The following is a 26,019-nucleotide window of genomic DNA, read 5'->3' as shown; positions in this document are numbered from 1 at the left end:
TCACTCTAGCGTCGCGGTCAGACGATCACGCGGTAGTGAAGATGAACAACGCCGCTTTGGAAGAGGCGCTCACCGAGCAGCTCGAGCCGCATGCGGAGGTTGTCCGGCAATGCTCGCTTACCTCCACCCAAGACGATCGGATTAATAAGCAGATGACACTCGTCGATCAGTCCCGCGCTCATCGCCTGCCCAGCAAGCTCGGGGCCGCCAATCGTAATGTCGGCTCCTGAAGACTCCTTCAGCCTCCGGATCGCATCAGGATCGAATTCGCACTCGATCCTAGTCCTGGCGCTTGAAACCGCCTGAAGCGTCCGGGAATACACGATCTTCTCAGCCGCTCGCCAGATCTGCGCGAATTCCCGCATTACCTCCGGTTGATCGCCGGGCTTGGCGCTCGCCGTCTCCCAGTACACCATCGACTCGTACATTCGACGCCCGTATAGGTAGGTGCCAATCGGCCGCTCGAAGTCAGTCCAGAACGCAAACACCTCGTCATCGGAGATCGTCCACTCGATATTGCCGCGCTCGTCCTCAATGTAACCGTCCAAAGATACGTTACCAGCGTAGATCAGTTTAGCCATTTCAATAACGCCCTCCAATTTTCAGTTTCCAACGAGACCAAGGCCTGCCCCTCTGATTTTGAACAAAGAAACATCCATTTCTATATTAACACATATTGGAAGTATTCTGCCCGTTCAGATGTCAGCAGATATAGCAAAAATGGCGGCTGAAGGACGGGACAAACAGATGACGAGATCGGCAACATGGTTAAATTTTATAAGCTTGCTGCCGACAGAGAAAAACTGAACAAACAGGGGTATGAAGCCATTAAGGCGGATATCGAAAAAATCAAATCGTTTAACAGATTAGCTGATTTCGCAGAAGCTCAAAAACCTGATCTTAAGAGCAGTTCAGGTTTAGACAACGAAAGAACGATTCAAATGTTGATTTTCGGTTTGGTGAAATCGAGCACTGGCTTGATTTCAAACTTTGTGATCAAGACATGGAGTATTACGTATATATACGGTTAACATCCTCGCTATATCTTCGGGAGGAATTGCACGATCCGTCATAAACCAGTGTTGTATAATTCCAAATTGTGCATTTCCTAAATAAGCAATGGCATAGTCAGTAAATAGGCGGCTTTCATTGTTCATAGATGATTGATCTCGTTTCAGATTTTCATACAAGCGTGTGCCTACTAAATACTGGAGCCTTTCTCTTAATTCTGCTGGAGCTCCCGAATGGAATAGTGCTTTAAAAAAGCTGGCATGCTTATGCATGTATTGAAAAGCTTTGGTGATTGGAGGATAAGCTCCTTGTTGATCAGGATGGTGCATCAACTCCTGAATATGGACAGGTTCGAATACACTCAATAATCCTTGAATAAACGCCGTTTCCTCAATCAGATGAAAAATATCTTTATAATGCAAATAAAAGGTGCCTCGATTTATTCCTGCTCTTTCACAAAGATTTTTAACTGTCAGCCCTTTAATACCTTCTTTCTCTAAAATAGACAACAATGCGTTCTCCATTAGCTTACGACTGCGGATTACTCTCATATCCGTACTATTTTCGATCATTTGTTTACCTCCTGTTATGAATGCTGGATTTAATTATCAACACTTTTGACGTTATATCTATTAATCAACACTTGGCCTTTTATGTTCATTGATCTCATCGTTATGCTTGATTATAATTGCTTCTACAGCCTTAATCAACACAAGTTCATTATCTTTGGGCAGTATAAATTAAAGGAGGAAAACCATGGAATACCGATATCTTGGAAGGACTGGTACAAAAGTCAGCGCGTTTGCGTTAGGCGGATCAAGTTTTGGATCCAGGGCAAGCGAAGAAGAGAGCATAAAAATTATTGACGAAGCATTGGACTTTGGAATTAATCTGATTGATACATCTAATATTTACGGAAAGGGGGAATCAGAACGTATAATCGGTAAAGCTATTAAGAACAAGCGGCAGAATGTCATATTAGCTTCAAAATTTGGTGCGGAGCCTACTAATGAATTAAATCAAAGCGGTGCATCTCGTCGTTGGATACGAACTGCTGTTGAACAAAGTCTACTACGATTGCAAACCGATTATATAGACCTTTATCAACTTCATCTTCCTTTTGAATTTGTTGCCTATGAGGAAATTCTAATAACGTTGAACGATTTGGTGAAGGAGGGGAAAATTCATCATATCGGCACTTCAAATCACCTGGGTTGGCAAATTGTTCAAGCACAAGCCATCAGCGATCGATATCATATTCAGCGATTTGTAAGTGAGCAAACACCATATTCTATTATTAATCGACGAATGGAATTTGAACTTGCTGAAATAGCCAAACATTATGACCTTTCTCTATTTGTGTACAGTCCCTTGTCTGGTGGCTTACTAACTGGAAAATACACGGCTGGTCAGGCCGCGCAAAGCGATTCACGCGCTGCCACATTAAAAGGATATGTGGATACATTGGATCCCGAACTAGCTGAAAATGAATATAAGTTTAAGATAATTGCAAAGCTGCAACAGCTGGCAAATGAAGCGGGGATTCCACTTGCGGATATGGCGATAGCTTTTACCCAAAGCCATCCATCCGTCACATCAACTCTATGGGGACCACGCACTTTAGAGCAATTGAAAGCCTATATTTCCGGTGCACAGTTGAGGCTCGGCACAGATGTGTTGGATGCTATTGATGCAATTGTTCCACCTGGCAAACATATCGATGACAAAGAGCAAACCTGGACTCCTGAGTGGATGAGTACCGAACGTCGCAGGCGACACATTAATTGAAGAGTCATCCAATGATCATCATTTAGTGAACTGCACCCCAATTGTTAGACATGTTCTAACATTGGAGGTGCAGTTTTTTATGGTGGACGTTTTGGCAATGTACTGATTCGATTGCAGGATCTGAACATGTACAAATGGACCATTTAATTCAATAAAAAGGAACGATGACACGGAAATCGTGAAGGAATTTTGAGCAATCAAGAAGAAGTCCTTTGTATTTATGCGTGATAAACTATGGGTGTGGTGTGTAAGTAAAAAATAGCGAGAGGGGATAATTATATGAATCAAAATGACAACATTTCTGCGCTGCCTAAAGTGGTCGACCGGGCCGCCTGGCAGGCCGAACTGGATGAGCTGCGGATCCGGGAGAAGGTGCATACTCGCGTAGGCGATGCAATTGCGGCAGCCCGTCGGCGGCTGCCGATGGTCGAGGTGGACTCGACCATCCCGCTGATCGGCCCGGATGGCCCGGTCACGCTGCTGGAGACGTTCGAGGGCCGCCGCCAGCTGGTCGTCTACTTTCACATGTGGCACACCGGCAGGCCCGCCGCCAAGCAGTGCGAGGGCTGCACCTTCTCCACGACCCACATCAACGAGCTGTCCTATCTGAACTCGCGGGACGTGAGCTACGCGACCTTCTGTCAGGGGCCGTACGAGGAGAGCTCGCGGTATCGCCTCTTAAGCCCCGAAATTGGATTTGAGTCTAGTCTACTTAACGTAGTAAACTAGAGGCAGAGCCGATGGAGGGGATTTTTATGCAACGAAGAAGGTTCACAATCGAGTTTAAACAACAGCTTATCCAAGAAGCGAGTGAGATTGGAAATGCATCTCAGGTAGCCCGCCGGCATGGTGTGGATCCTAAAATGTTGTATCGATGGATCAAGCAGACGGAACACGCTGATTGGAAAAACACCGATCCTGCTTTGAAGGCGGTCAAGGTGTATACCCCTTCGCCCCATGAGTTTCGAAGTCTTGAAGGGGAAAATAAGCAGCTAAAGGAATTGCTCGGGGAGAAGGATCTTGAGATCGCCATTCTGCGTGATCTGATAAAAAAGCAGAACCCAGCTTATCGGACAAAATTGAAGTAGCCGACAAGTGGATCAAGCTGGGGTATGCGGTAAACCGCGTGTTAGGGATCGTCGGCGTAAGCGAGCAGATCTATTATTACCGCAAGAAAATACAGGTGGAGCCTCGCTCCGCCAAGCGCGGCGGTGGTCGCCCCGTGCCTGGTTACTCCCGGTCTCTTTTTGGAGATCCGGTCAGTGACGGGCAGATCGCCGAGTGGCTTAGTGAGCTGATTAACGGGGAAACCGGCGTGTATGGCTACCGTAAGCTGACGCTCGCCCTGCAGCAGGATTACCACCTCATCATCAACAAAAAGAAAGTGTATCGCCTGCTCAAATCCATGGACCTGTTGCATCCACAACGCCGCAAACGCGTGCATTACCCGCGAAAATTAGCAAATAATCGGATCATCCAGGCCTCCAATGAGCTGTGGGAGATGGATATCAAATATGGCTATATTGCAGGCGAACAGCGCTTCTTCTTCCTGCTCAGTGTCCTGGATGTCTACGATCGTGCGGTGATCGATTACCACATCGGGTTGTCCTGTGAGGGGAGTCACGCAGCGGCTCTTATTCCGCGTGCGCTTTGGAAACGTCAGTTGTTCCACTCGACCATTCGACCGGTTATTCGGACGGACAACGGGCCGCAGTTCATTTCTCGTGCCTTCGAAGAGGCTTGTCAGATGCATCAGACGGAACATGAGCGTATTCCGCCGAAAACGCCGAATAAAAACGCGCACATCGAAGCTTTCCACAGTCTCCTTGAGGCCGAATGTCTGTTGCGAAATGAGTTTGTAGATTACCAGGAAGCGTATCGTGTTGTAACAGAATACCTTTCGTTTTATAACGAGCGGCGCATGCATGGCAGCTTATATGATCGTTCACCCGAACAATTTCGAAAAGCGATCATGGCCCAGCAAGTTCAGCCATTCACAGTGAAAGTTTGAGTAGATTCGTGCAAATGTAAGGATAATGCTCGTTAAGTGGTCTTGACTCAAAAATTTGGGTGTTTAAGCGTCGCGACTTCATGGGCTGGACGGTTCCCTGGTACTCAGTGCCCCATGACGCTGTGGACCGGTTGATCGCAGACCGGCACTTCGGCATCTTGGTCAGTTATCTCCGGGACGGTGACAGGGTCTACGAGACCTACTGGACCACCGGCCGCGGCAACGAACTGATGGCACCGTCGTACGGACTGCTGGATCTGACTGTCTACGGCCGGCAGGAATTCTGGGAGGAATCGCCCGAGGGCTGGCCGCAGCGTTGGGACTCCAAAGGTGGGCAGTTTCGGCTGGACGGCCGCCCGACCGCCCAATGGTCCCGCCTGGCAGCCGGACGCTCCGACGATCTCGGCACCTAGGCCACCTGTAACCCTATATTTGTGAAACGAAGGGTTATCCGTCAGATCGTACAATTTAAAATGCTTGGGTCGATTATAAAAAATCACCCAAGCATTTTTTTGAATTAGTCCATGACTATCATTATAAAATTGGACATTTGAAATTATTGAACTAGACTGACACAAAGAGTCCAATTGTACGTTGAATCCAAATACGGTGATCCCATCAAACAGGATCACAAAACGATATTGATGGTCTGAAGGAAATTGGCAAAATCGTTGCATTGACGATTAGTGAAATGAAACGTCACGCACGTGTAGGAATTACGACAAAGGAACTGGATGATATCGGAGGGCAGTTTTTGAAAAGGCATGGGGCTGTGCCGGCACCTAAGACAACTTACAATTTCCTTGGCAACACATGTATTAGTATTAACCACGAAGTTGCCCACGGAATACCGGGAAATCAAATCATTCAACCGGGCGATTTAATAAACATCGATGTTTCTGCAGAATTGGGGGGCTATTATGCGGATTCGGGACATTCTTTTCCGATAGCTCCATATGAGCCATCATTAATGCGTCTTTGTCAGTACATATACAATACAAAAACACCGGCAGTCTGGACATTAAATTTCAGTCCACACGGCTGCCGGTGTTTTTCCCGATCAAGAAAAAGATGTAATGTATAAAAATATACATTTACATGAATTAGCCTAAACTCCAGATTTTTCGTTATCGAGCTTCCGGGCGTGCGCGCGGCGAGGCGGACCGTTTAGCGAACGGTGGCGCCGACGGCCCAACTCCGATTTTATACGACTTCATCATCCCGCAGCGTCGCGATAGGGTGAAGGAATCGATGATCGAAACGGTTCAACCCGGTTCCCTCCTTCACTTTATTCACCCAATCCGAATTCACCAATGCGCTTGTGCCGATCGCGACAAAGTCAGACTGATTCGCCGCCAATAGCTGTTCCGCTGTTACAGGCTCACCTAGCTTGCCGTTCGCGATGACGGGCAAGCCGCCGTACTTTTTGGCGAGTTCTGTAAGTGTGGGGCTGTCGTCTGTGAATGCAGGCGCAAATGCTTTGTATTCAGTTGTATGAGTATAGGTTGGAGAAGCATTGCTCAGTCTCTGGAAAATGATTTTGGCATCTTCGATACCGTTCGCCCACTTATGGTGGATATCATTCACTTTGCCTTGCGAGATACGAACGCCAACCGTGTATTCGGGGCCAACAACGTCGCGGATTGCTCCCAATACTTCCAAGACAATTCGGATTCGTTTCTCTGTAGTACCACCGTAATCATCGGTTCTGAGATTCGTGTAATCGGTAATGAATTGATCGAGTAAATAGCCGTTGGCAGCATGCACTTCAACCCCATCGAATCCTGCCTGCTTGGCGCGCAGAGCGGCTTGGGCGAAATTATCGATCACATTCCGGATCTCCGTAATCGTCATCGCTCTCGGGATTGTAAATTCCCCGCTGCCTCCGTGATCTTCTAACATCGTGCCGATCGGCTTAATAGCTGAAGGTGCTATCGGTGTAAATCCATCGTGCTGAACAAGCGCCCCCGCATGCATAAGCTGCGCGATTATTCGTTTCCCTTCGCGATGTACCGCCTGTATGACCGGCCTCCATGACTCGGCCTGCTCTTTATTTGCAATACCTGGTTGGTTCATATAACTTTGACTGTTCAATAAGTCCGGATAAATGCCTTCCGTAATGATAAGACCGAACCCACCCTTCGCGAATCTTGCATAATAACGCGCCATCCGGTCGTTCGCCAGACCATTTGACTCTGCGCTCGTACGTGTCATCGGCGAAAGGACAACCCGATTGGGCAGTGATAGGGATCCTAACTGAAAAGCGGAAAACAGATTGGTGTTCATTTCAATATCCTCCTCAAATGTACGAGGGCAGCAAAGTAATTGCTGCCGGAAAGTATTGTTTTCATGAATGATTGTAATCTGGCTTTTTCATGCTGTAAAATGATTGCTATTGATATATGTATCAAAAAAAATGATGCCGAACCTAAGGAGTTTTCTGGAAAGAGCTGAATGCCGCCGCGATGAACGGAAGCGCGAACTGGCATTACGATGAAGTGACGAAGGCGGTCCAGTCCGGGCAGGCGCCGATCGGTCTGACGATCTCCGGGCAGGCCGGCCCGTTGGAGGATACGGCGAATTCGTCCGTAGCCGGCAAAATCGGTTATGCGCCGCTGCCTTACAGAAAGCAGTCGTACGGCACGCTGTCGGTCTGGAACGGGTGCGTGGCAGCGGACAGTAAGCATCCGAAGGAAGCCTACAAGTTGGCCGCCTGGCTGACCAGCAGAGAGACGGAAAAGGCGATGAGCTTGAAGGACGGGCAAATGCCCGGCCGGCAGTCGCTGTTCAGCGATCCAGAACTGACAGCGAAATATCCGTTTTTCCCCGCCGTTGGGGAGGCGATGAAGCAGGCGGACACACAGCCGTTTAGCGCGGACGCGACAAAACTGATGGACCAACTCGCCACCGTGCTATCGGAGGTCGCCCTGGGCAATACGGATCCGAAAGCTGCGCTCGAGGAAAATTTTCGATATTTTCGAGTACATCTAAATTATATATACTTTTTAGAAAGATCTTTATTTTCAGCAAATACTCGTAATACTTTAGCATGAGTATTTCTTACTTTCCCTCATCAAGAGTATAATGGGAAGCTGAAATCTGTAACAAATCGTGAAATTTATTTAAAAATTTATAGCTTCCTTTTGATTTTATATGTTCGAGAACAATATCTCACCAAAGGCCGCGAAAATCGCGGCTTTTTTGCGTTATGGGATAAAGTTCTTGTAAAATTTGAATGACAAGAGCTTTATCCCATTCCCGATTTTGACAAGAACTTGAACTCAATTTTAAAGGATTGGCGTCCTCGTTGCGCTAAGCTGAGAGCCCCGCATCAAAAAAAGATGAGCATGAAAGTCAGCTCGGCTTCTAAACAATCTGAGCCACGGAAGCGCGGCTTTTTCTTTTCGCCGACCCCTCAATGACAACTGCTGCAAGCAGCAATAGCAGGAAAAAAGGTCTGCGCTGTTCGACCTAAAATTGTTCAAAAATCGGATGGTAAGTCCGATAACTTAATAGTAGAGACTCGTATGAATCCATTGCAAGAAGGAACTGCATAAGCTCGGAAGCAAAGCGATGAATAGTACTGTCCAGTGTTGAACGGTAAGAATCAGTTTCGCTTCAGGTCAATGCCAAAGCGCATTCACCACCCAACCAAGAAAGGAAGATTGAATTGAAAGAAAGACCAAAGCATTCAATTGTACGAAGGTTTTGGAAAATCGGGCATTATGGAGCGATCTGCTTTGCGCTTTTATTCGGACTGACGTTCGCATCCGGCGTCCGGCAGGCGCATGCGGCCGAAGTTACAGTAACCGACATGATTTCCCTTTTCGACCAAATGAACAACAATGAAGACGGCAGTACGATCGTACTGGGAGCCGATATCGACAATGGACTGGACGGTTGGCCGATTTCTGTATTTCCAGAGGAAAGTGTAACGATTGACCTCGCTGGACATAAGCTTACACTCCAAACGACAGCTGAATCCATGGCTCCCGCATTAGCGATTTCTGCAGGAGCATCACTCACGGTGATAGACTCCAGTCCGGACAAGACTGGCGAATTGATCGCGGATTCTTCAGCGGTTCCCGGTGCAGCGGGGATCGGATGGTGCCGGGACTGTTATTGGGAAGGTGCAGGCACCATAACGATCGCGGGTGGGACCGTCAAGGCTACCGGTGGAGTCTACGGGGCTGGGATAGGCGGCGGCACAAACGTTATCATCAACGGCGGGACCGTCATTGCCACGGGCGGCCTTTTCGCCGCAGGCATCGGCGGAAATATGGATAATTCAGGCGGAATCGTGACAATCAATGGCGGAAATGTCACAGCAATTGGCGGTGAAGGCGGCCAAGATCCCCTGCACCCCGACGATTTTTTCTATTACGGAGGCGGTGCAGGTATCGGAGGCGGCGCAGATACTCAACTTTTTGATGTGAATAACGGAGGTACGTTGACCATCAACGGCGGCATAATTACCGCAACAGGCGGATCCGGCGCCGCGGGTATCGGGGGTGGTGAATTCGGAAACGGCGGAATGATCCTCATCACCGACGGGGACGTGACCGCCAAGGGTGGATACGGCGGCGCAGGCATTGGAGGAGGAACCGGGTTTGGGGATAACTCCGCATTCGGCTCGGGCGGAAATGTAACCATCAAAGGTGGTACAGTGAAAGCTACGGGCGGCGTCAGCGCCGCGGGCATCGGCGGCGGAGGCGGCAGAGGCGGCTTGGGCGGAACGGTAACCATCGACGGCGGAACTATAACCGCCAATGGCGGCGAAGGTGAATACAGCGCAGGAGGCGCGGGCATTGGTGGCGGAGCAGAAAATGACGGTGGTAACATCACAATCAACAACGGAACGGTCGCCGCGACGGGGGGAGCAGGATATTCCGGCCAGTATCCGCCTCCATACGGAGGAGGAGCGGGAATCGGCGGCGGCGGCGGCGAAGGGGATCCCCAAACCCAATGGTTTCCCGGAGGCGGTGGGGGAACGGTCACGATCAACGAGGGCAACGTGACCGCCACCGGCGGCGATGATGGTATTTCCGGCAACGGCAACGACGGAGGAGCCGGCATCGGCGGAGGCAGCTATAACGGCTCGGGCGCTCAGGTCACGATCAATGGCGGAACTGTCACTCCGAAAGGCGGCGACGGGGGCTGGGCGTTCGGCGCCGGCGGCAATACAGGTTCAGACGCCTTCGGCAGCTTGACCAACGGCGGCACAATCGTGCTTCCGGACGGAAGCGTGCTATTGATTCCGCCGGGCGTAACCGTTACAAATGACGGCACGATTACGAGCGAAGGCACAATCCAGAACAATGGCGCGATCGCGGGCCAGGGCTCTATCCAGAACAATGGAGTGATCGCCGGCACAGGCATCATTGAAAACGGCGACGGAGTCTCGGGTCTCGTATCCGTACTGAGCTTTGATCTGAACGGCGGCGGTGGCGCTGCGCCGGATGATATTCGTGTATTCGCTTCATCGCTGGCGGAAGCCGGCATCACATTGCCGACTCCCGTCCGCCCGGGCTATACGTTTAGCGGATGGTATACGGACGCTTCCAGCGGGACCCGGATTTCGGGAACGGATACGATTGATGCGGATAGGATATTGTACGCCCATTGGAATGAAAAGCCGAGTGTGATTATCGGGATGTCCGATACGGCGCTTAAAAGCGGCGAAACCGCGACGCTGACCTTTACCTTTTCCGAAAGACCAACAGGTTTTGCGGCGAATGATATAACGGCGCCTACAGGCAGCCTCGGTCCCTTGTCCTCGATCATCGACAACGGCGACGGCACATTCGGCTATACGATCCTATATACGCCGAACGCCGGGATTGAGGACGATACCAATGTCGTCACTGTCGGGACCGGCTGGACGGACGAAGAAGGGGCTGGCCCCGAAACGCAAGCCGTTTCCGGGAACTATGCGATCGATACGAAGACGCCTGCGGCGCCTGGGTTGATGCTTGCGGCCGATACGGGCGTTTCCAGCAGCGACGGCATTACGGGCACCGGCACGGTGAACGTCACCGGTATGGAGACCGGCGCTGGCTGGGAATACAGCACGAACGGTGGGGGGAGCTGGCATTCGGGTACCGGGACAAGCTTTGTCCTCACTGAGGGCAATTATGCGTACGGCGATGTTAAGGTGCGTCAGGCCGACGCGGCGGGGAATATCGGCGCTGCCGGATCGCTGTCGGGCACGGTAAAGGTGGATGCCACGGCGCCGACTGCGCCCTGGCTTGCGCTTGCCGCAGATACCGGTTCTTCGGACAGCGACGGCGTCACGAGCACTGGTGAAATAAACGTGACCGGGTTAGAAACAGGCGCTGCATGGGAGTACAGCACGGACGCCGGTCAGAACTGGCATTCCGGCACCGGGACAAACGTTGTCCTAGCTGAGGGCGATTATGCGTCCCGCGCTGTACAGGTGCGCCAGACCGATGCGGCGGGGAATGTCAGCACGGTCGGAACATTGTCAGGCGCGGTTAAGGTCGACGTTTTTGCGCCTGTGGCGCCGGGGCTTGCGCTCGCCGCGGATACCGGTTCATCGACCAGCGACGGCGTGACGAACAACGGTGCGGTGAATGTGACCGGCTTGGAAACCGGAGCTGCATGGGAATATAGCACAGATAGCGGTCAAAACTGGTACGCCGGCGCTGCGACAAGCTTTGTCCTTGCGGAAGGCAATTATGCGCCTAGGGACGTGAGCGTTCGGCAAACGGATACGGCGGGGAATAGCGGAGCGGTTGGAACATTGTCGAGTACGGTGAAGATCGATGCTTCTGCACCGACAGCGCCTGGGTTGGCCCTTGACGCGGATACTGGCAACTCGGCCAGCGATGGCGTCACGAACAACGGCACGGTGAACGTGACCGGTTTGGAAAACGACGCTGCATGGGAATACAGTACGAACGCCGGGCAAAACTGGCATTCCGGCACCGGGGCAAGCTTCGTCCTGGCGGAGGGTGACTATGCGTCCGGCGATGTGCGTGCACGCCAGACCGACGCGGCGGGAAATGTCGGCGCCGCTGGATCGTTGTCGGGCACGGTTAAGGCCGATGACTCGGCACCTTCGTCGCCGGACTTGGCGCTGGCGGTGGATACCGGCTCGTCGGCCAGCGACGGCGTCACAAGCAACGGTGCGGTAAGCGTGACTGGCCTAGAAACCGGCGCCGCCTGGGAGTACAGCACGGACAACGGTCAAAACTGGCACACCGGCACAGGAACAAGCTTGATTCTGGCGGAAGGAAATTACGCCGCTGGCGATATCCGGGTTCGACAAACGGATGCGGCAGGCAATACCGGACCGGACGGAACAGCGCCTGACGATATAACAATTGACCGGACAACGCCCGAAGTGACGATCACGCTGTCGGTCGCGGCAATCAAGGCCGGCGGGAACGCGGTTGTCACCTTCACCTTCTCGGAAAACCCGATCGGCTTTGCTGCTGATGATATAACGGCGCTCAACGGCGAGCTAAGCGCGCTGCCCTCGTTGACCGACAACGGAAATGGCACGTTCAGCTATACCACGACCTTTACGCCCGACAACGATGTGGAAGACGACACCAACCGGCTGATGGTCGGGACCGGCTGGGGCGATACGGCCGGCAATGCGCCGTCAAACATCGCCGAATCTGAAATCTATGCTATCGACACCTTGGCACCGGCGGCGCCAAGGTTATCGCTTGCCGCCGATACTGGCGTTTTGGGAAGCGATGGCATCACGAATAACGGAACAGTGACCGTCACCGGCGTAGAGGTCGGCGCCGCCTGGGAATACAGCTCGGATGGCGGCCACGACTGGGAAAGCGGCACCGGAGCCGGATTCATTCTACCGGAGGACGTTTATACCGCCGGCGGCGTCCGCGTCCGTCAAACCGATGCGGCGGGCAATACCGGACCGGAAGGACAACTGACTGCGGTTACGGTGGATCAAACGACCCCGATCATGACAATTTCGTTATCCGATCCTGCGCTCAACATTGGTGAAACCGCGATTGTCACGTTCGCCTTCACCGAGAAGCCGAGCGGCTTTGCAGAGGACGATGCGACGGTGGAGAACGGTGTGCTGGGCGCACTGTCCGATGTTATCGATAACGGAGCCGGCACGTTCATTATGACAACCGTATTTACGCCGGACAGCGGGACTGAAGCCGTCTCCAACGTCATTTCCGTCGGGACCGGCTGGAGCGACGCAGCGGGCAACGCGCCGGCTTCCGATTCCGATTCCGGTAGCTTCGTCATCGATACGATGGCGCCAGCCATGCCCGTTCTGACGCTTGTGGCCGACAGCGGCGCCTCCGGCGACGGTATTACGAACGACGGGACGATTAGCATCGCCGGCTTGGAAGCCGGGGCTAGCTGGACGTACAGCATCGATGGTGGCGAAAATTGGAGCACTGGAAGCGGAACGTCTTTCCTGCTTCCGGAGGAAAGCTACGAGGCCGGGCGTATTCGCGCGCGGCAAACAGATGCGCCTGGCAACGACAGCCCGGACGGCTCGCTCCCGGACGCAATAACCGTAGACGTCAGTGTTCCGGCGGCCCCCGAGCTAGCGCTCGCAACCGATAGCGGTGCCAACGGAGATGGCATCACGAATGACGGGACGATCGAGGTTGCCGGATTGGAGCCCGATGCCGGCTGGGCGTACAGCTCGGACAGCGGCCAGAGCTGGAACACCGGGAGCGGAACATCGTTCCAGCTTCCGGAGGGCAACTACATGGCGGACGTTATTCAGCTCCTACAAACCGACCGAGCGGGCAGTACCGGTCCTGCCGGGAGTTTGACAATTGAGGTGATGGTGGACCAAACGGCGCCTTCGGCAACCATTGCGCTATCCGACTCGGCTTTCAAAAGAGGCGAGAGCGCAACCGTAACGTTCACCTTTTCCGAAATGCCTATCGGCTTTGCAGCGGACGACGTGACCTCACCGAACGCTACGCTGGGTGCGCTATCCTCCATGATCGGCAATGGAGACGGCACGTTCAGCTACACCGCGACGGTTACGCCGGACGACAGCGTCAACGCTGAAGTGAATGCGATTGCCGCCGGCACCGGCTGGAGCGACACGGCGGGCAATGCGCCGGCAGCTGTGAGCAGTTCTGGGAATTACACGGTAGATACTTTGAAGCCGTCGGTGCTTGGCTTGGCGCTCGCGATCGATAGCGGCGCGGCGGGGGATGGTATCACGAGCGACGGGACAGTCATCGTGACCGGTCTGGAAACGGACTCCATCTGGACGTACAGCACGGATGGCGGCGAAACCTGGAATGCCGGAGCCGGCGACAGCTTCGAGCTTCCCGAAGGCAGCTACGAAGCCGGCGATGTGCAAGCCCGACAGACCGATGCGGCAGGCAACACAGGTCCGGAAGGCGTTTTGCCTGGTTATGCAGAGGTGGATGCCACCGCGCCTGTAGCGCCCGTCTTGGCGATAGCGAATGACAGCGGCGAGCAGGGGGACGGCATCACGAACGATGGGACAGTCGTCGTCACAGGCATGGAAGCGGGAGAAGGCTGGGCACACAGCACGGACGGCGGACTGAGCTGGAATATCGGAACCGGAGCAAGCTTTGCGCTCCCGGAGGGCAGCTATGGCGACGATGATGTCCGCGTCCGGCAAACGGACACGGCGGGGAATACCGGCCCGATCGGCTACCTGCGCGACTCATGGACGGTCGATGTCACGCCGCCGACAGTGACCGTCGAGCTGTCAGATCCGACGTTGAATGCCTACGAGACCGCAACCGTCACGTTCACCTTTTCCGAGAATCCGATTGATTTTGCGGCGGATGACGTGACTGCGCCAAACGGCGCGCTCGGAACGTTGTCCTCCGTCGTCAACAATGGGGACGGGACTTACAGCGTAAGTGTCATTTTTACGCCGGATGACGGCATCGAAGCCTCGGGTGGCGTCCTTTCCGTCGGGACCGGTTGGAGCGACGTGGCGGGGAACGCGCCGGAAGCTGGAGCTTACTCGGAAAGCTACGCCGTTGATACGGCTGTGCCGGAAACGCCCGGCTTGGCGCTCGCAGCCGATACCGGCGTCCCCGGCGACGGATTAACCAAGGATGGCACGATGGACATTTCGAACGTGGAAAGCGGAGCCGGCTGGGCGTACAGCCTCGACGGCGGCCAAACCTGGACACCCGGATCGGGGAGCGGCTTCGTGCTTCCGGAAGGCAGTTACGAGCCCGGACAGGTTCGGGTCCGCCAGACGGATGCAACAGGAAATATCGGCTCGGCTGAAGCTTGGTCGGAAGCCGTCACAGTGGATAGGACGCCACCGGCATCTCCCGGCCTGGCGCTTGCCATAGACAGCGGAGGCAAGGTCGGCGACGGCGTCACCAACGACGGAACGGTGAACGTTTCCGGCCTCGAATCGGCCAACGAATGGATCTACAGCACGAACGGTGGCCAGACCTGGCAGGAGGGAACGGATTCCCGTTTCATTCTCGTGGAGGGCAGCTACGCGAATGGCGCTGTCCAGGCTAGTCAAACCGATCTTGCCGGGAATACAGGCCCTGTCCGATTGCTCGGCGCAACGATCGTGGACCGGACCGCACCAGACATTGTATTCAGTCCAGACCGCGGCTCGATGTCAGTCCAGAGTGCGGAAACGGCAGTAACGGTCACAAACGGCACCGGCGATCTGGATGCCCTGCAATTTTTGTGGACACCGACAGCCGACGATCCGGATGGAGCGGCGGCAGGGTGGTCCGATTTCGGGAGCGGAGATACGCTTACGCACGGCGGGGACGGGAACTGGTATTTGCATGTGCATGCCGTAGACCTGGCTGGCAATGCGACAGACCTTGCATCGGGCTGTTTCGTTTTGGACAACACGATACCGGTTATTACGCTGAACGGCGACAATCCGTTCTATGTCCCGGTCGGCCAGCTTTACGCAGAGCCCGGCGCCGCTGCGGCTGATAATCTCGATGGTCAGCTTTTGCCTTCGACGATCGCCGTCACCGGAATTGTCGATACCAATACGATGGGCCCCTATGAGCTACAGTACGCCGCAAGCGACACGGCGGGCAATACGGCCACGGTAACGCGAAGTGTATACGTTTATGACGGCGAATCACCGATCATCCGTTTGAACGGGCCGAATCCACTCGTTATCGCGGCAGGCGGCTCGTTCACAGATCCCGGTGCAACGGCCTTCGATGCGCAGGAGGGCGATCTGACGTCTGCGATTACCGTGACGGGCAGTGTTTATGCGAACGAGGTCGGGATGTATCCGCTGATATACGAGGTGACGGACAGCGCGCAAAACGCGGCTCCGACCGTCACACGGGCGGTATACGTCAACGCTCCGCCGGCCATTGGGCTGCTCGGCCCTTCGGCGATCACGATTACGGTGGGCGACACCTTCACCGACCCTGGAGCGACGGCGGCGGACAGCTATTATGGCGATTTGACCGGTCATATCACCGTCGCCGGCAGAGTGCTTGCCGACCTGCCGGGCAGCTACACGCTTCGCTACAACGTGCAAAATCCGATCGGCCAAGTGGCAACGGAGGTGATCCGTACCATAACGGTCGTAAGCGCGGAGAATCCCGACTCGTCGGATGATCCCGGCGGATCAGGCAATCCGGGTGGACCAGATGATCCGGGCGGACCCGGCGATCCGGACGGCCCCGACAATCCGGGCGGACCTAGCTATCCGAGTGATCCGGGCGGGCCAAGCGGCCCGGGGGTTCCAGGAGGCCCATCTGGCCCGGGCAGACCGGCCGTATCGGACGATCCGAACACTGACGTTTCGGCGACGGCGAGCATCCGACTCGGTGGTGTACTCACCGAGGTGCGCATGACGACGGAAACGGACGCCGACGGAAAACCTGTCACGCGGCTTTATCTGACGCCGGAACAGATCGCCCTGTTATTCGACGACGGACAAACGGAAGCGGACATTGCGGTCGAGGGGCTCGGCCCGGTGGTTAAGGTCAGCATGCCGGCGGAACCGTTGCTGAGCGAGCTGCGCGACCATTCAGACGCGCGGCTGCGTGTTGTCGTAAACGGGAACGGCCTTCTCGTTCCGTTAAGCGCCGTCGGAAAGCTGCACGTAGAGGCGACGCTGACCGCGACGATCGTGCAAGCTGCCGATGCGGCGAGCGACGCCTTGAACAAAACGATAGCCAGTCAGGGAGCGACACCGCTGTTGCGGCATCCGGTCTCCTTCGCGCTGGATGCCGACGGAAAAGCCGTCGACGGCTGGGATGGCGCTTACCGCGAACGGACGATTTCGTTATCCGCGGTGGCCGATCCCAACCACACGACGGCCGTCTGGATCGACGCGCAAGGCGGCTTGCATTTTGTCCCTGCCATGTTCGGACAGGATAGTTCGGTCGCTACAATCGAAGCGCGGCAGGACGGGCTTTATACGATCGTAGAGTCAGACGAAAGCTTCGCGGACGTACAGACGCATTGGGCAAAGAACGACGTCGAGCTGCTGGCGAACAAGCGGATCGTGCAGGGAGAGCCGGATGGCGAGTTCGTTCCGGACGCCCTGATCTCCAGGGCGGAGTTCGCCGCGCTGCTCGTGCGCGCGTTGGGGCTGCCGGAGCCGGACGAAGCGGGAACGGCGTTCACCGACGTGCAGGCGGCGGATTGGCATGCCGGCGTCGTCGGCGCGGCACGGGAGGCGGGCTTGATCAGCGGTTTTGAGGACGGCTCGTTCCGTCCGGACGCCGAAATTACTCGAGAGCAGATGGCCGCGATGATCGCTAGGGCACTTGCCTTCGCCGGAAAGACGCCGCCGGCCGATGCAGCTTCACTGGAGTCATTTTCGGATGGCGCGGATGTGGCGGACTTGGCCGCGGACGCGACGTCGCAGCTGATCAGAACGGGTATCGTGCAAGGGATGACCGCTACGACGTTCGTGCCGCAAGCCGACGCCACGCGGGCTCAGGGCGTTGTTATGCTGAAACGGATGCTGCAATTTCTGCAGTTTATCGACGCTTAGTACGTTACCATCCCATGGAGCATGCGAGGGCGGACGCTGGCAATTTGCCGGCGTCCGCTTTGCTTTTGCCCGCAAGCGAGATAGATATTATTATATTAATTAAGTGAGCAAATTTACATAAATAGCGCAGTCTGTACATCACGGCTTCGGTGAGTGCCATCGCAGAATTGCGCACCCCTTCGTTGGAAAACTAATCTGGAAGACCCGCAACTCTTCGGTTAGAGTCGCTCCTGGCAGACGCCTGATGCCCCCAAGCATTAGGCGTCATTTCTGTTTTTCCTTCCCCTTTGTATACATTCAATCCCCTGCGGATTTATTGAATTTTGTAGAGAAACAAAAAAAGCTGAATAGGATTAAAAATCGTCAGCGGGAAATGGGTATGATTTATTGATAACGATTAATCAGCTTGCACCAGTACCTAACACGCTTTAACCGATCAATTAAAGAAAGCCAATAAACTTAGGAGGAATAAAAATGAATAAAGCTATTAAAGAAAATATTAAGAAGTTTAACGAAGCAAAAGAAGAACTCGCAAAGCAGGGTATTGAAATTATTGACAATGATTTGAGAACTAAAAAGAATCGATTAGTAAAAGATGGAGGATTCGTAGATTATTTAGATTTAAAGAATAACACATTAGAACTAAAATGAAACATAAGCCCATTAAATGGAGAATGGTTCCAAAGATTTATGATTACAGAGTATTAGAGTTAAAACTAAAAGATGGGCGAATTAAAGACAATTATTTCACACTCTCTTAACTAAAAATTAACGGACGTTTCACGGCTTTTACTATATTGTTTTAATTGTATTTAAGCACCCGGATTAATCTAAATTCTAAGGAGGAACAAACATGCTTCCCATTCTGAAAAAACATTCGTGGGCAATGCGGGGCAAACAGCTTTTCAGCCTGCTCCTTGTCATCGCGCTGCTCCTCGGCGCACTGCCTTTGACCGCGAGGCCCGCAGCTGCGGCGGGTGTAGAAAACGAGTCCTCTCAAAAAGACGGCCAAACTGTATTTACCACATCGAGCAGCAGTAGCAATGGGGTGGCTGAACCGGCCACAAGCCACGGCGTTTATCAAATTTCTTTTATTGATGACTTGCTTTGGGCGGCGGGGAATCCCGACAAGAATTATGTGCTGACAAATGACATTGACCTTTCCGTGCAAACCGACTGGATACCCATCGGCACGGCAGACGCCCCGTTTTCGGGAAGCTTCAACGGCGCGGGCCATACCCTCACCCTCAATATCAACCAGACAAGACCTCAAAACGGTATTTACCTTGTGGGTCTGTTCGGTTATGTGTCGGGTACCGTTGTGAATCTGACGGTCGGTGGTACGATCAACGCCACCATTTACAGCGGTTATGTCGGCAGCGTTGCCGCGAATATTGCAGGGGGCAGAATTATCAACTGCACGAGCAACGTGGACATCACCGTGCAAGGCGCGACAGGAATTGTTCATGCAGGTGGGATCGCGGGTTCTATCCTTAACAAAGGAAACCCTGGCGGTACCATCGCAAACTGCACGAATAACGGAACAATCAACGTAACATCGCCCACGAAAGCTGCCAATCCTGGTGGGGATCTGGGCACCGGCACAAATGGTTCTGTCGGCGGCATATTGGGCTTAGTTACAACCTTTGCAAAAGGCGTTGTCACAACTTCCGTGAATAACGGCGATATAACTGTGACGAACGGCAGTAATAATGTCGGCGGAATCGTGGGCATGACTTCTTCCAGCAACGCTGCAACCAACGCCGATATCACCTATAGCGCCAACAAGGGAAATGTGACCATTTACAACATTGCGGGCGAACGCGCGGCCGGTATCATCGGCTATATTAAAAGCGGACGTATCGATTATAGCTACAATACCGGCAACGTCATTGCTTATGCCGATGGTGGAAGCACCGTGAAGAACGGAGGTAACGGATACTACTTTGGTATTCTTGGCTATGCCAACACAAGCAATCTGGAGATTATATACTCTTACAACGCCTCTCCCAATCCGCTGGCAGCTGAAATCGGCTACGCTAAAAACGCTTCGAACCTGACTTTTCAAAACTTTTATATGGCAGGCAGGTCAGAATATGGTGCCTCGGATCCGGCTGGTACGCCTGGCACCACATTCAACTCTGCTGCCGATCTGTTGACAAAAATCACTGTCACAGAGGACGGTGCCAATGCGTACACCTCCAACCCCGAGGGAGGATATCCTCTTCTGTATTTTGAGAAGGCACGCACTCTTGCAGACCAGGATTACGATGGCATCATAGAAAAAGAATCGATAGGCAATGATCTCAACACGATTTATTACTTCGTTCAAACAGACGGATCGGTCGATACGCAGGGGCTGACTGTGAATGCCGCCCTTACAAAAGATTCCACCACCATTATCGAAAATGCCGCGCTTGCCGCGCTTCCTTCCGGCGACAGCGTGAGAGTCGGCGATATCACTTATGTCGCCGCTGACGGCTCCACGCTTTATAGCGTTGCTATGAACAGCATCCCCGACAATTTATGGACTGAAGCGACCATTACGGCCCAAAAAGACGGTCAGACCGTTTTTACCAAGACGATAACCAACAGCAATGCGCCGACGATGCCCGGAGGCCTGCCCAATTATCCGGATGGTACCCTTAGCAAAACTTATAACAGCGGCCCCGGATTGGCCAACGATCAGTATTCCGTAACAAATGAAGACTCGGAAATGGTTGTAGTCAGTGAGACAAGTGCGGAAACCTTTAATGCATACGTTCAGAGTCTTCTTTCAAACGGCTTTGAACCGATCGCCCATACGGAGATCGACGGCAACATCTATGATTCACTGAAACAAGGAAGCCAATATTTCTATTTATATTACACGGCCAATTCTCATCAGGCCCGCATTATTCAAGACAATTCCACTAATACACTTTTATCCGATTTGGATTCTGCAACAATAGGGAGCGGCAGCACCGAATTCTATCTATACAGCATTGATTATGCCAATGGCATAGGCCCGATCGATCCATCAAAACATTGTGATTGCGGTGCCCTGATGATCGTCAAATTGGCGGACAACAGCCTGTTTGTCATTGACGGCGGACATCAGAATCAGAGCAGCGAAGCTGCGCAGTACGGCCTCATGAAGTTCATGTACAAGATTACAGGACAGCCATACGGTTCAAAAATCAACATCAGAGCCTGGTTCTTCTCCCACGCGCACGGCGATCATGTATATATGGCGCACGCCTTCGTTGACGCCTATCATGACAATCTGAATGTGGAAAGCGTATTGTTCAATACACCGTCTTTCCAGACCATGAGAAGCGGCTATGACGCCGGTACATTTTTGATGAAGCAAAGCTTCAGCACAAACTTTCCCAACGCCAAGTATGTGAAGCTGCACACTGGTCAGCATTTTAGTCTCCAGGGAGTCGGGTTTGATGTGCTGCATACCCACGAGGATGCCGTGAACAGCAGCGGCGTCACCACCATTACTGATTTTAACGATACCAGCACGGTATTTAAGCTCACGATGGACGGCAAAACCTTTTTAATGCTGGGAGATGTCAATACCCTAGTTCAGAACGATATGCTGCAAATGTACAGCGCCGATACCTTGCGCAGCGACATCGTGCAGGTAGCTCATCACGGTTATAATAATCTTGCATCCCTGTACGATGTAGTCGATGCATCTCTGGCAATCGTCCCCAATTCCGAGGTAGGCGCGAAAGATAATAATCCGGTTGTATATAGCGGATACGCTAAACCCGGTGTGGCAGTGTTGTTTGCAGACCCGGATACCTACAAACTGATCGTGAAAGACGGCAATGTCGAATTTACAGCCATCCCTAGCTACCGCGAGGATATGGACCTTTACAGTGTAACGAATGTTACCCTGAACATCGGCTCTGACCAGACGCAGCGGAACGTGGTTTGGTACAGCGACGCCCCGACCGCAGGAAAGGTGCAGCTCGCGCTGAGATCCGAACTGACGGGCGGTGAATTCCCGACAGAGCATCAGGAGTTCGCTGCGGTGGCTTCCGACACCAATGTGACCGGGTTCAAGACCAACAAAACGACCATCACGGGCCTTGCCGCCAACACGGAGTATGTCTACCGCGTCGGCACTGACGACGGCTGGTCGCCGATTTACAGCTTTAAGACGCAGAGCTTTACCGGCGATTTCAGTTTCCTGTTCGCGGGTGATCCCCAGATCGGAAGCAGCGGCAACGTCGCAAACGACACGGCCGGCTGGACCAACACGCTCAACAAATCGGCCGCCGCTTTCCCGCAGTCCAGTTTCTTAATCACCGCGGGCGATCAGGTGGAAACCGCGGATACCGAAACGCAGTATAATGGATTGCTTAGCCCCAATGTACTCAAATCCCTGGCGTTGGCCGTCGACGTCGGTAACCACGATGTAGCCAGCAACGCTTTCTCCCAGCACTTCAACATGCCGAATGTTTCCTCCCTGGGAGGGGTCTCCAGCGCCGGCAGCGGCAGTGGAGACTACTGGTATATCTACAATAACACCCTGTTCATGTCGATTAATTCCAACAATCTCAGTGCGGCAGAACATTCGCAATTCCTGCAGGAGACGTTGGATGCGCACGGCCAGGATGTGAAATGGAAGGTGGTCACGTTCCACCATTCGATTTACAGTGTCGCAAACCATGCGCTGAACGACGATATTTTGCAGCGGCGTGAAGATATGGCCCCTGTTTTCTCGAAATTTGGAATTGATGTCGTATTCATGGGCCACGATCATGTGTATACACGCAGCTACATGATGAACGGCACAACCCCGGTCATCCCGGAAGGCAGCGTACCTTCGAGCGTGACGAATCCGGAAGCCGGACAGGTACTCTACATCACCGCAAACTCTTCGAGCGGCAGCAAGCATTACGCCATTCAGAATGCGAGTTTTCCATATGCCGCGGTGAAGAATCAGGAGAATACGGCTAATATTACGAAGGTCGACATCACCGGCACTTCTTTCACGGTGAGCACCTACCGCGTTTCCGATATGAGCGTAGTGGATACCTTCACAATCAACCGCGATACGCTCCAGTTCCAGGAAGCGCCCACAGGTTTATCGGGCATGGCTCCGACGACGAACGCGAATGCAGACGGCAAGATCACGGGCGTCTCGGTCGGAATGGAGTACAAGCTTTCGTCGGCTGACGTGTATACGCCTGTTACCGGCAGCGAGATCACAGACCTTATCCCCGGCACGTATCAGGTACGCTATGCCGCCAAAGAAGGCTATCATGAGAGTCAGCCGGTCGACGTGACGGTACCCGCTTATCTTGTAGAAATCGGAACGGCCAGCGAATTGACTGCATTCTCGGAAGGGTTCGGCACACCGGATTATCCGATTGACGGAAACTACGAGTTATCGGCCGATATTGATATGCAGGGCGTGACTTTTTCGGCGATCGGCGGAGGCGGCTCACCAACGCCGTTCTTAGGCACATTTAATGGACAAGGCTATGTCATACGCAACCTGGGAATTACGAGCAGCGACGATAACACCGGGTTATTTGCCTACCTGGGCACAGGCGGAAGAATTGTAAATGTGGCTTTGGTGAATGCGGATATTAGCGGCGGCCATAATACCGGCGCCATTGCAGGAACTTCCACCGGTACGGTGGAGAACAGCTATGTGGATGGGAAAGTAAGCGGCGACAGCTATACGGGCGGGATTGTAGGCTTGCTCCATGCGGGCGTCTTGCAAAATTCCTCCGTAACCGCAGATGTGTACGGAACGAGAATCGGCGGCTTGATTGGGGGTACCGGTTGGAACAATTCCGGTTCGCCTCTTACAACGAAGGATGCGACAACGGGCAGCGTCATTCGTAATAACTTTGTGGCGGGTTCGGTCACAGGACCGGACGGAGGCGAGTATTTTGGCGCTGTCGTCGGTGACATGGGCGGTTCGTCAGGCAGCCTGCTCCAAACCTTCCGTGGCAATACGGTCACGAATACGGTATATGGGGACGGCCTTGGCAAATTGGCAGGGTACTGGTCCAGCGACAGTCCGATCATGGACGCGGATCAAATCAACTACTATGACGGCGCCAAGCTAAGCACGAGCGGATTGCCTTCGGAAATCGTCTCTGTGTTTGCGGAAAAGGCAGCAGCCGACTTCACGCAGCAAGAAACGTTTGAGGATCTGGGGTGGGACTTTGAAATTCATTGGGAGTGGGATGCGGCGAACAATGTACCCGTACCCAGAATGATCGATATCGGCGAAGATGGAGATAACCTCGTAACGATTAATGCATCGGCAGGTTCGGGTGGAACCATCTCTCCCAGCGGATATGTTTTGGTCGAGCACGGACAAAGTCAGACATTTACTTTCACGCCTAACGAAAATTTTGAAGTGGACACGGTAGAGATTGACGGCGTGGAGAACGCCGAAGCTGCCGAGGCGGGCGAGTATACGTTTGAAAATGTGGACGGCGAACACACGATCGACGTTACCTTCAAGATTATCGATGGGATTGTCTCCGATCTGACGGTAGACGGAGGCGCCATTACGGTAGACGGAGATGCGGTGGACAGTCCCGCGCAAGTCAAGGAAGACGCGCAAGTTACGGTAACGGCCGACGTTCCGGACGGGCAGCGATTTGTCAAATGGACGGCGGACGGTCTCGCGAATGACAGCTATACCGAGAATCCGTTCACGTTCACAATGCCGGCGAACCCAGTTTCGCTGAGGGCCGAGTATGAAGACATGCCGGTATTTAACGTCGATTTGACCGATCTTACGGTGGACGGCAACACAGTAAGCGGATTTAGCGCCGACAAGACGAGCTACACGGTGAATGTGCCGTACAGCAAAACATCCGTGACAGTTGCGGCAACTGCGGCCGACGAGACCGCCGATGTTGTGATTGAGGGTGGCAACGATCTGGCCGTAAGTGACAATACCGTAACGGTTACTGTGACGGCAGAGGATGGGGAGACGAAGAAGGTGTACTCGATTATCGTCAACCGCGCTGCCGAATCGGACGATGACGATGGCAACGGCAGTGGAAGCGGAGGATGGGGCGGAGGATCGGCAACACCATCTGGAATTACGTTGCCTGCCGACGTCGGCGGCACGGCCCGGTTTGAGAATAACGCCGTTACGATCACGGTTCCCCCCGGAGCATCGGAGAAGCAATTGACGATTACGGTTCAGAGAGTGTTGAATACTTCGCAGCTCGTAACCGATGATGACGTGCTTCTTAGCCCGGTATATGAAATTTTGAAAAACTTCACGGAAAATTTCTCGAACCCGGTCACGATTACCTTAACGTTCGATCCGGATTTGGTCGGCACGAACCAAACCGCCTCTATTTTCTACTACGATGAGGAAGAGATGGAGTGGGTGGAGATCGGAGGAGAGACGAGCGGCGAGCGGATTACGGCGGAAGTCGATCACTTTACGAAGTTCGCGGTATTCGCAGTAGATAAAAAAGGTGATGATATTCCCGATAGCGAGCCTGAGGCAACCGCGGAAGTGACGTTTAGTGACATTGCGGGCCACTGGGCGGAAGCAGGCATTAAGCAGGCGGCTGCGAATGGAATCATCGACGGCTATACCGACGGTACATTCAAGCCGAACGGCGAAGTTACGCGCGCCGAGTTCGCGGTCATGATGGCTCGCATGCTGAATCTGCAAGGGGGCGGAGCCACCTTGGCGTTCACCGATACGGGTACAATCGGCGCATGGGCGAGACAAGGCATCGCACAGGCGGTGCAGGCCGGATTCGTGAAAGGCTACGAGGACGGCAGCTTCCGACCGAACGCGCAAATCAGCCGTACCGAGATGGCGATGATGATTGCGAATGCGCTTGGCATCGCCAATAACACTAACGCGGAAACCCCATTTGCGGATGACGCCGAGATTCCGGCATGGGCCAAAGCGGCAGTCGCGGCGGCTGTGGAGAACGGCCTCATTCAAGGCGTCGGAGACAACAAATTCGCACCGGACAAGACGGCAACAAGAGCCGAGGCGACGGTCATCCTGATTAGAGCGCTCGCGTTCGTCAATAAGTAAAGATTCTTCTGTTCACAATAATAGCCAAGCCCCCGGCTCTAGAGCCGGGGGCTTGGCTATTTGTGGTGCGCCTGGCATGGGCAGCGCCGCAGGAATTATCGCACTCTCCGCCGACAGCAGAGAACATGTGAACGAATTGGCAGACAAGACGTTGGCCGCGGGAGGCAAGCAAGTCCAAGGAAGCGC

Annotated in this window: 14 protein-coding genes; 11 read left to right on the top strand and 3 right to left on the bottom strand. The window is 53.5% G+C overall.

Going from position 1 to position 26,019, the window contains the following annotated elements:
* Window positions 1-17: 17 nt before the first annotated feature.
* Window positions 18-581, bottom strand: a complete 564-nt coding sequence (locus ACFOLF_RS37185) for a dihydrofolate reductase family protein (RefSeq protein ID WP_210047039.1) — start codon at window positions 579-581, stop codon at window positions 18-20.
* Between the two features lie 183 nt (window positions 582-764).
* On the opposite strand from ACFOLF_RS37185, the gene ACFOLF_RS37180 reads away from it, so the two are divergent.
* Window positions 765-1,031, top strand: a complete 267-nt coding sequence (locus tag ACFOLF_RS37180) for a hypothetical protein (RefSeq protein WP_210047038.1) — start codon at window positions 765-767, stop codon at window positions 1,029-1,031.
* Here the strand turns inward: ACFOLF_RS37180 and ACFOLF_RS37175 are convergent.
* Window positions 984-1,583: a TetR/AcrR family transcriptional regulator gene (locus ACFOLF_RS37175; RefSeq protein WP_210047037.1), complete on the bottom strand. Its 600-nt coding sequence runs from the start codon at window positions 1,581-1,583 to the stop codon at window positions 984-986. The genes ACFOLF_RS37180 and ACFOLF_RS37175 overlap by 48 nt on opposite strands.
* 184 nt (window positions 1,584-1,767) lie before the next feature.
* Between ACFOLF_RS37175 and ACFOLF_RS37170 the strand changes: the two genes are divergently transcribed.
* The 6 genes from ACFOLF_RS37170 (at window position 1,768) to ACFOLF_RS37145 (ending at window position 5,894) form a co-directional block, all read left to right on the top strand.
* Entirely contained in the window at window positions 1,768-2,799 is a 1,032-nt protein-coding gene (locus ACFOLF_RS37170; RefSeq protein ID WP_210047036.1) for an aldo/keto reductase, read from the top strand.
* A gap of 279 nt (window positions 2,800-3,078) precedes the next feature.
* Window positions 3,079-3,528, top strand: coding sequence for a DUF899 family protein (locus tag ACFOLF_RS37165; RefSeq protein WP_379114696.1), 450 nt, complete (start codon window positions 3,079-3,081; stop codon window positions 3,526-3,528).
* Window positions 3,529-3,554: 26 nt separating this feature from the next.
* A complete protein-coding gene (locus ACFOLF_RS37160) occupies window positions 3,555-3,887 on the top strand; it encodes a transposase (RefSeq protein ID WP_210045113.1) in 333 nt (110 codons plus the stop codon).
* On the top strand, window positions 3,878-4,810 hold the full coding sequence (locus tag ACFOLF_RS37155) for an IS3 family transposase (protein WP_379219783.1): 933 nt from the start codon (window positions 3,878-3,880) through the stop codon (window positions 4,808-4,810). Before ACFOLF_RS37160 ends, ACFOLF_RS37155 begins: the two co-directional genes overlap by 10 nt.
* 80 nt (window positions 4,811-4,890) lie before the next feature.
* Complete coding sequence (locus ACFOLF_RS37150) at window positions 4,891-5,223, top strand: DUF899 family protein (protein WP_379113689.1); 333 nt, start codon at window positions 4,891-4,893, stop codon at window positions 5,221-5,223.
* A gap of 227 nt (window positions 5,224-5,450) precedes the next feature.
* Window positions 5,451-5,894 (top strand): M24 family metallopeptidase, encoded by a 444-nt coding sequence (locus ACFOLF_RS37145; protein WP_379113693.1) that lies wholly within the window; start codon window positions 5,451-5,453, stop codon window positions 5,892-5,894.
* Window positions 5,895-6,013: 119 nt separating this feature from the next.
* Here ACFOLF_RS37145 and ACFOLF_RS37140 read toward each other — a convergent pair whose 3' ends face one another.
* Complete coding sequence (locus ACFOLF_RS37140; RefSeq protein WP_210046708.1) at window positions 6,014-7,096, bottom strand: oxidoreductase; 1,083 nt, start codon at window positions 7,094-7,096, stop codon at window positions 6,014-6,016.
* Window positions 7,097-7,275: 179 nt separating this feature from the next.
* Between ACFOLF_RS37140 and ACFOLF_RS37135 the strand changes: the two genes are divergently transcribed.
* From ACFOLF_RS37135 to ACFOLF_RS37120, 4 genes are all read left to right on the top strand, one after another.
* The gene (locus tag ACFOLF_RS37135; protein WP_210046709.1) at window positions 7,276-7,863 is read left to right on the top strand and encodes an extracellular solute-binding protein; all 588 of its coding nucleotides are present in this window, start codon (window positions 7,276-7,278) and stop codon (window positions 7,861-7,863) included.
* A gap of 617 nt (window positions 7,864-8,480) precedes the next feature.
* Window positions 8,481-17,789 carry an Ig-like domain-containing protein gene (locus ACFOLF_RS37130; protein WP_210046710.1) on the top strand — a complete coding sequence of 3,103 codons (9,309 nt, stop codon included), beginning with the start codon at window positions 8,481-8,483 and terminating at the stop codon, window positions 17,787-17,789.
* 474 nt (window positions 17,790-18,263) lie between these two features.
* Window positions 18,264-18,440 (top strand): hypothetical protein, encoded by a 177-nt coding sequence (locus ACFOLF_RS37125; protein WP_210046711.1) that lies wholly within the window; start codon window positions 18,264-18,266, stop codon window positions 18,438-18,440.
* A gap of 202 nt (window positions 18,441-18,642) precedes the next feature.
* Entirely contained in the window at window positions 18,643-25,833 is a 7,191-nt protein-coding gene (locus ACFOLF_RS37120) for an S-layer homology domain-containing protein (protein ID WP_210046712.1), read from the top strand.
* Window positions 25,834-26,019 lie beyond the last annotated feature (186 nt).

This window comes from Paenibacillus sepulcri (genome assembly GCF_042647105.1).
Taxonomy (GTDB): domain Bacteria; phylum Bacillota; class Bacilli; order Paenibacillales; family Paenibacillaceae; genus Paenibacillus_Z; species Paenibacillus_Z sepulcri.
This window is presented reverse-complemented; position numbering and strand designations above follow the sequence as displayed.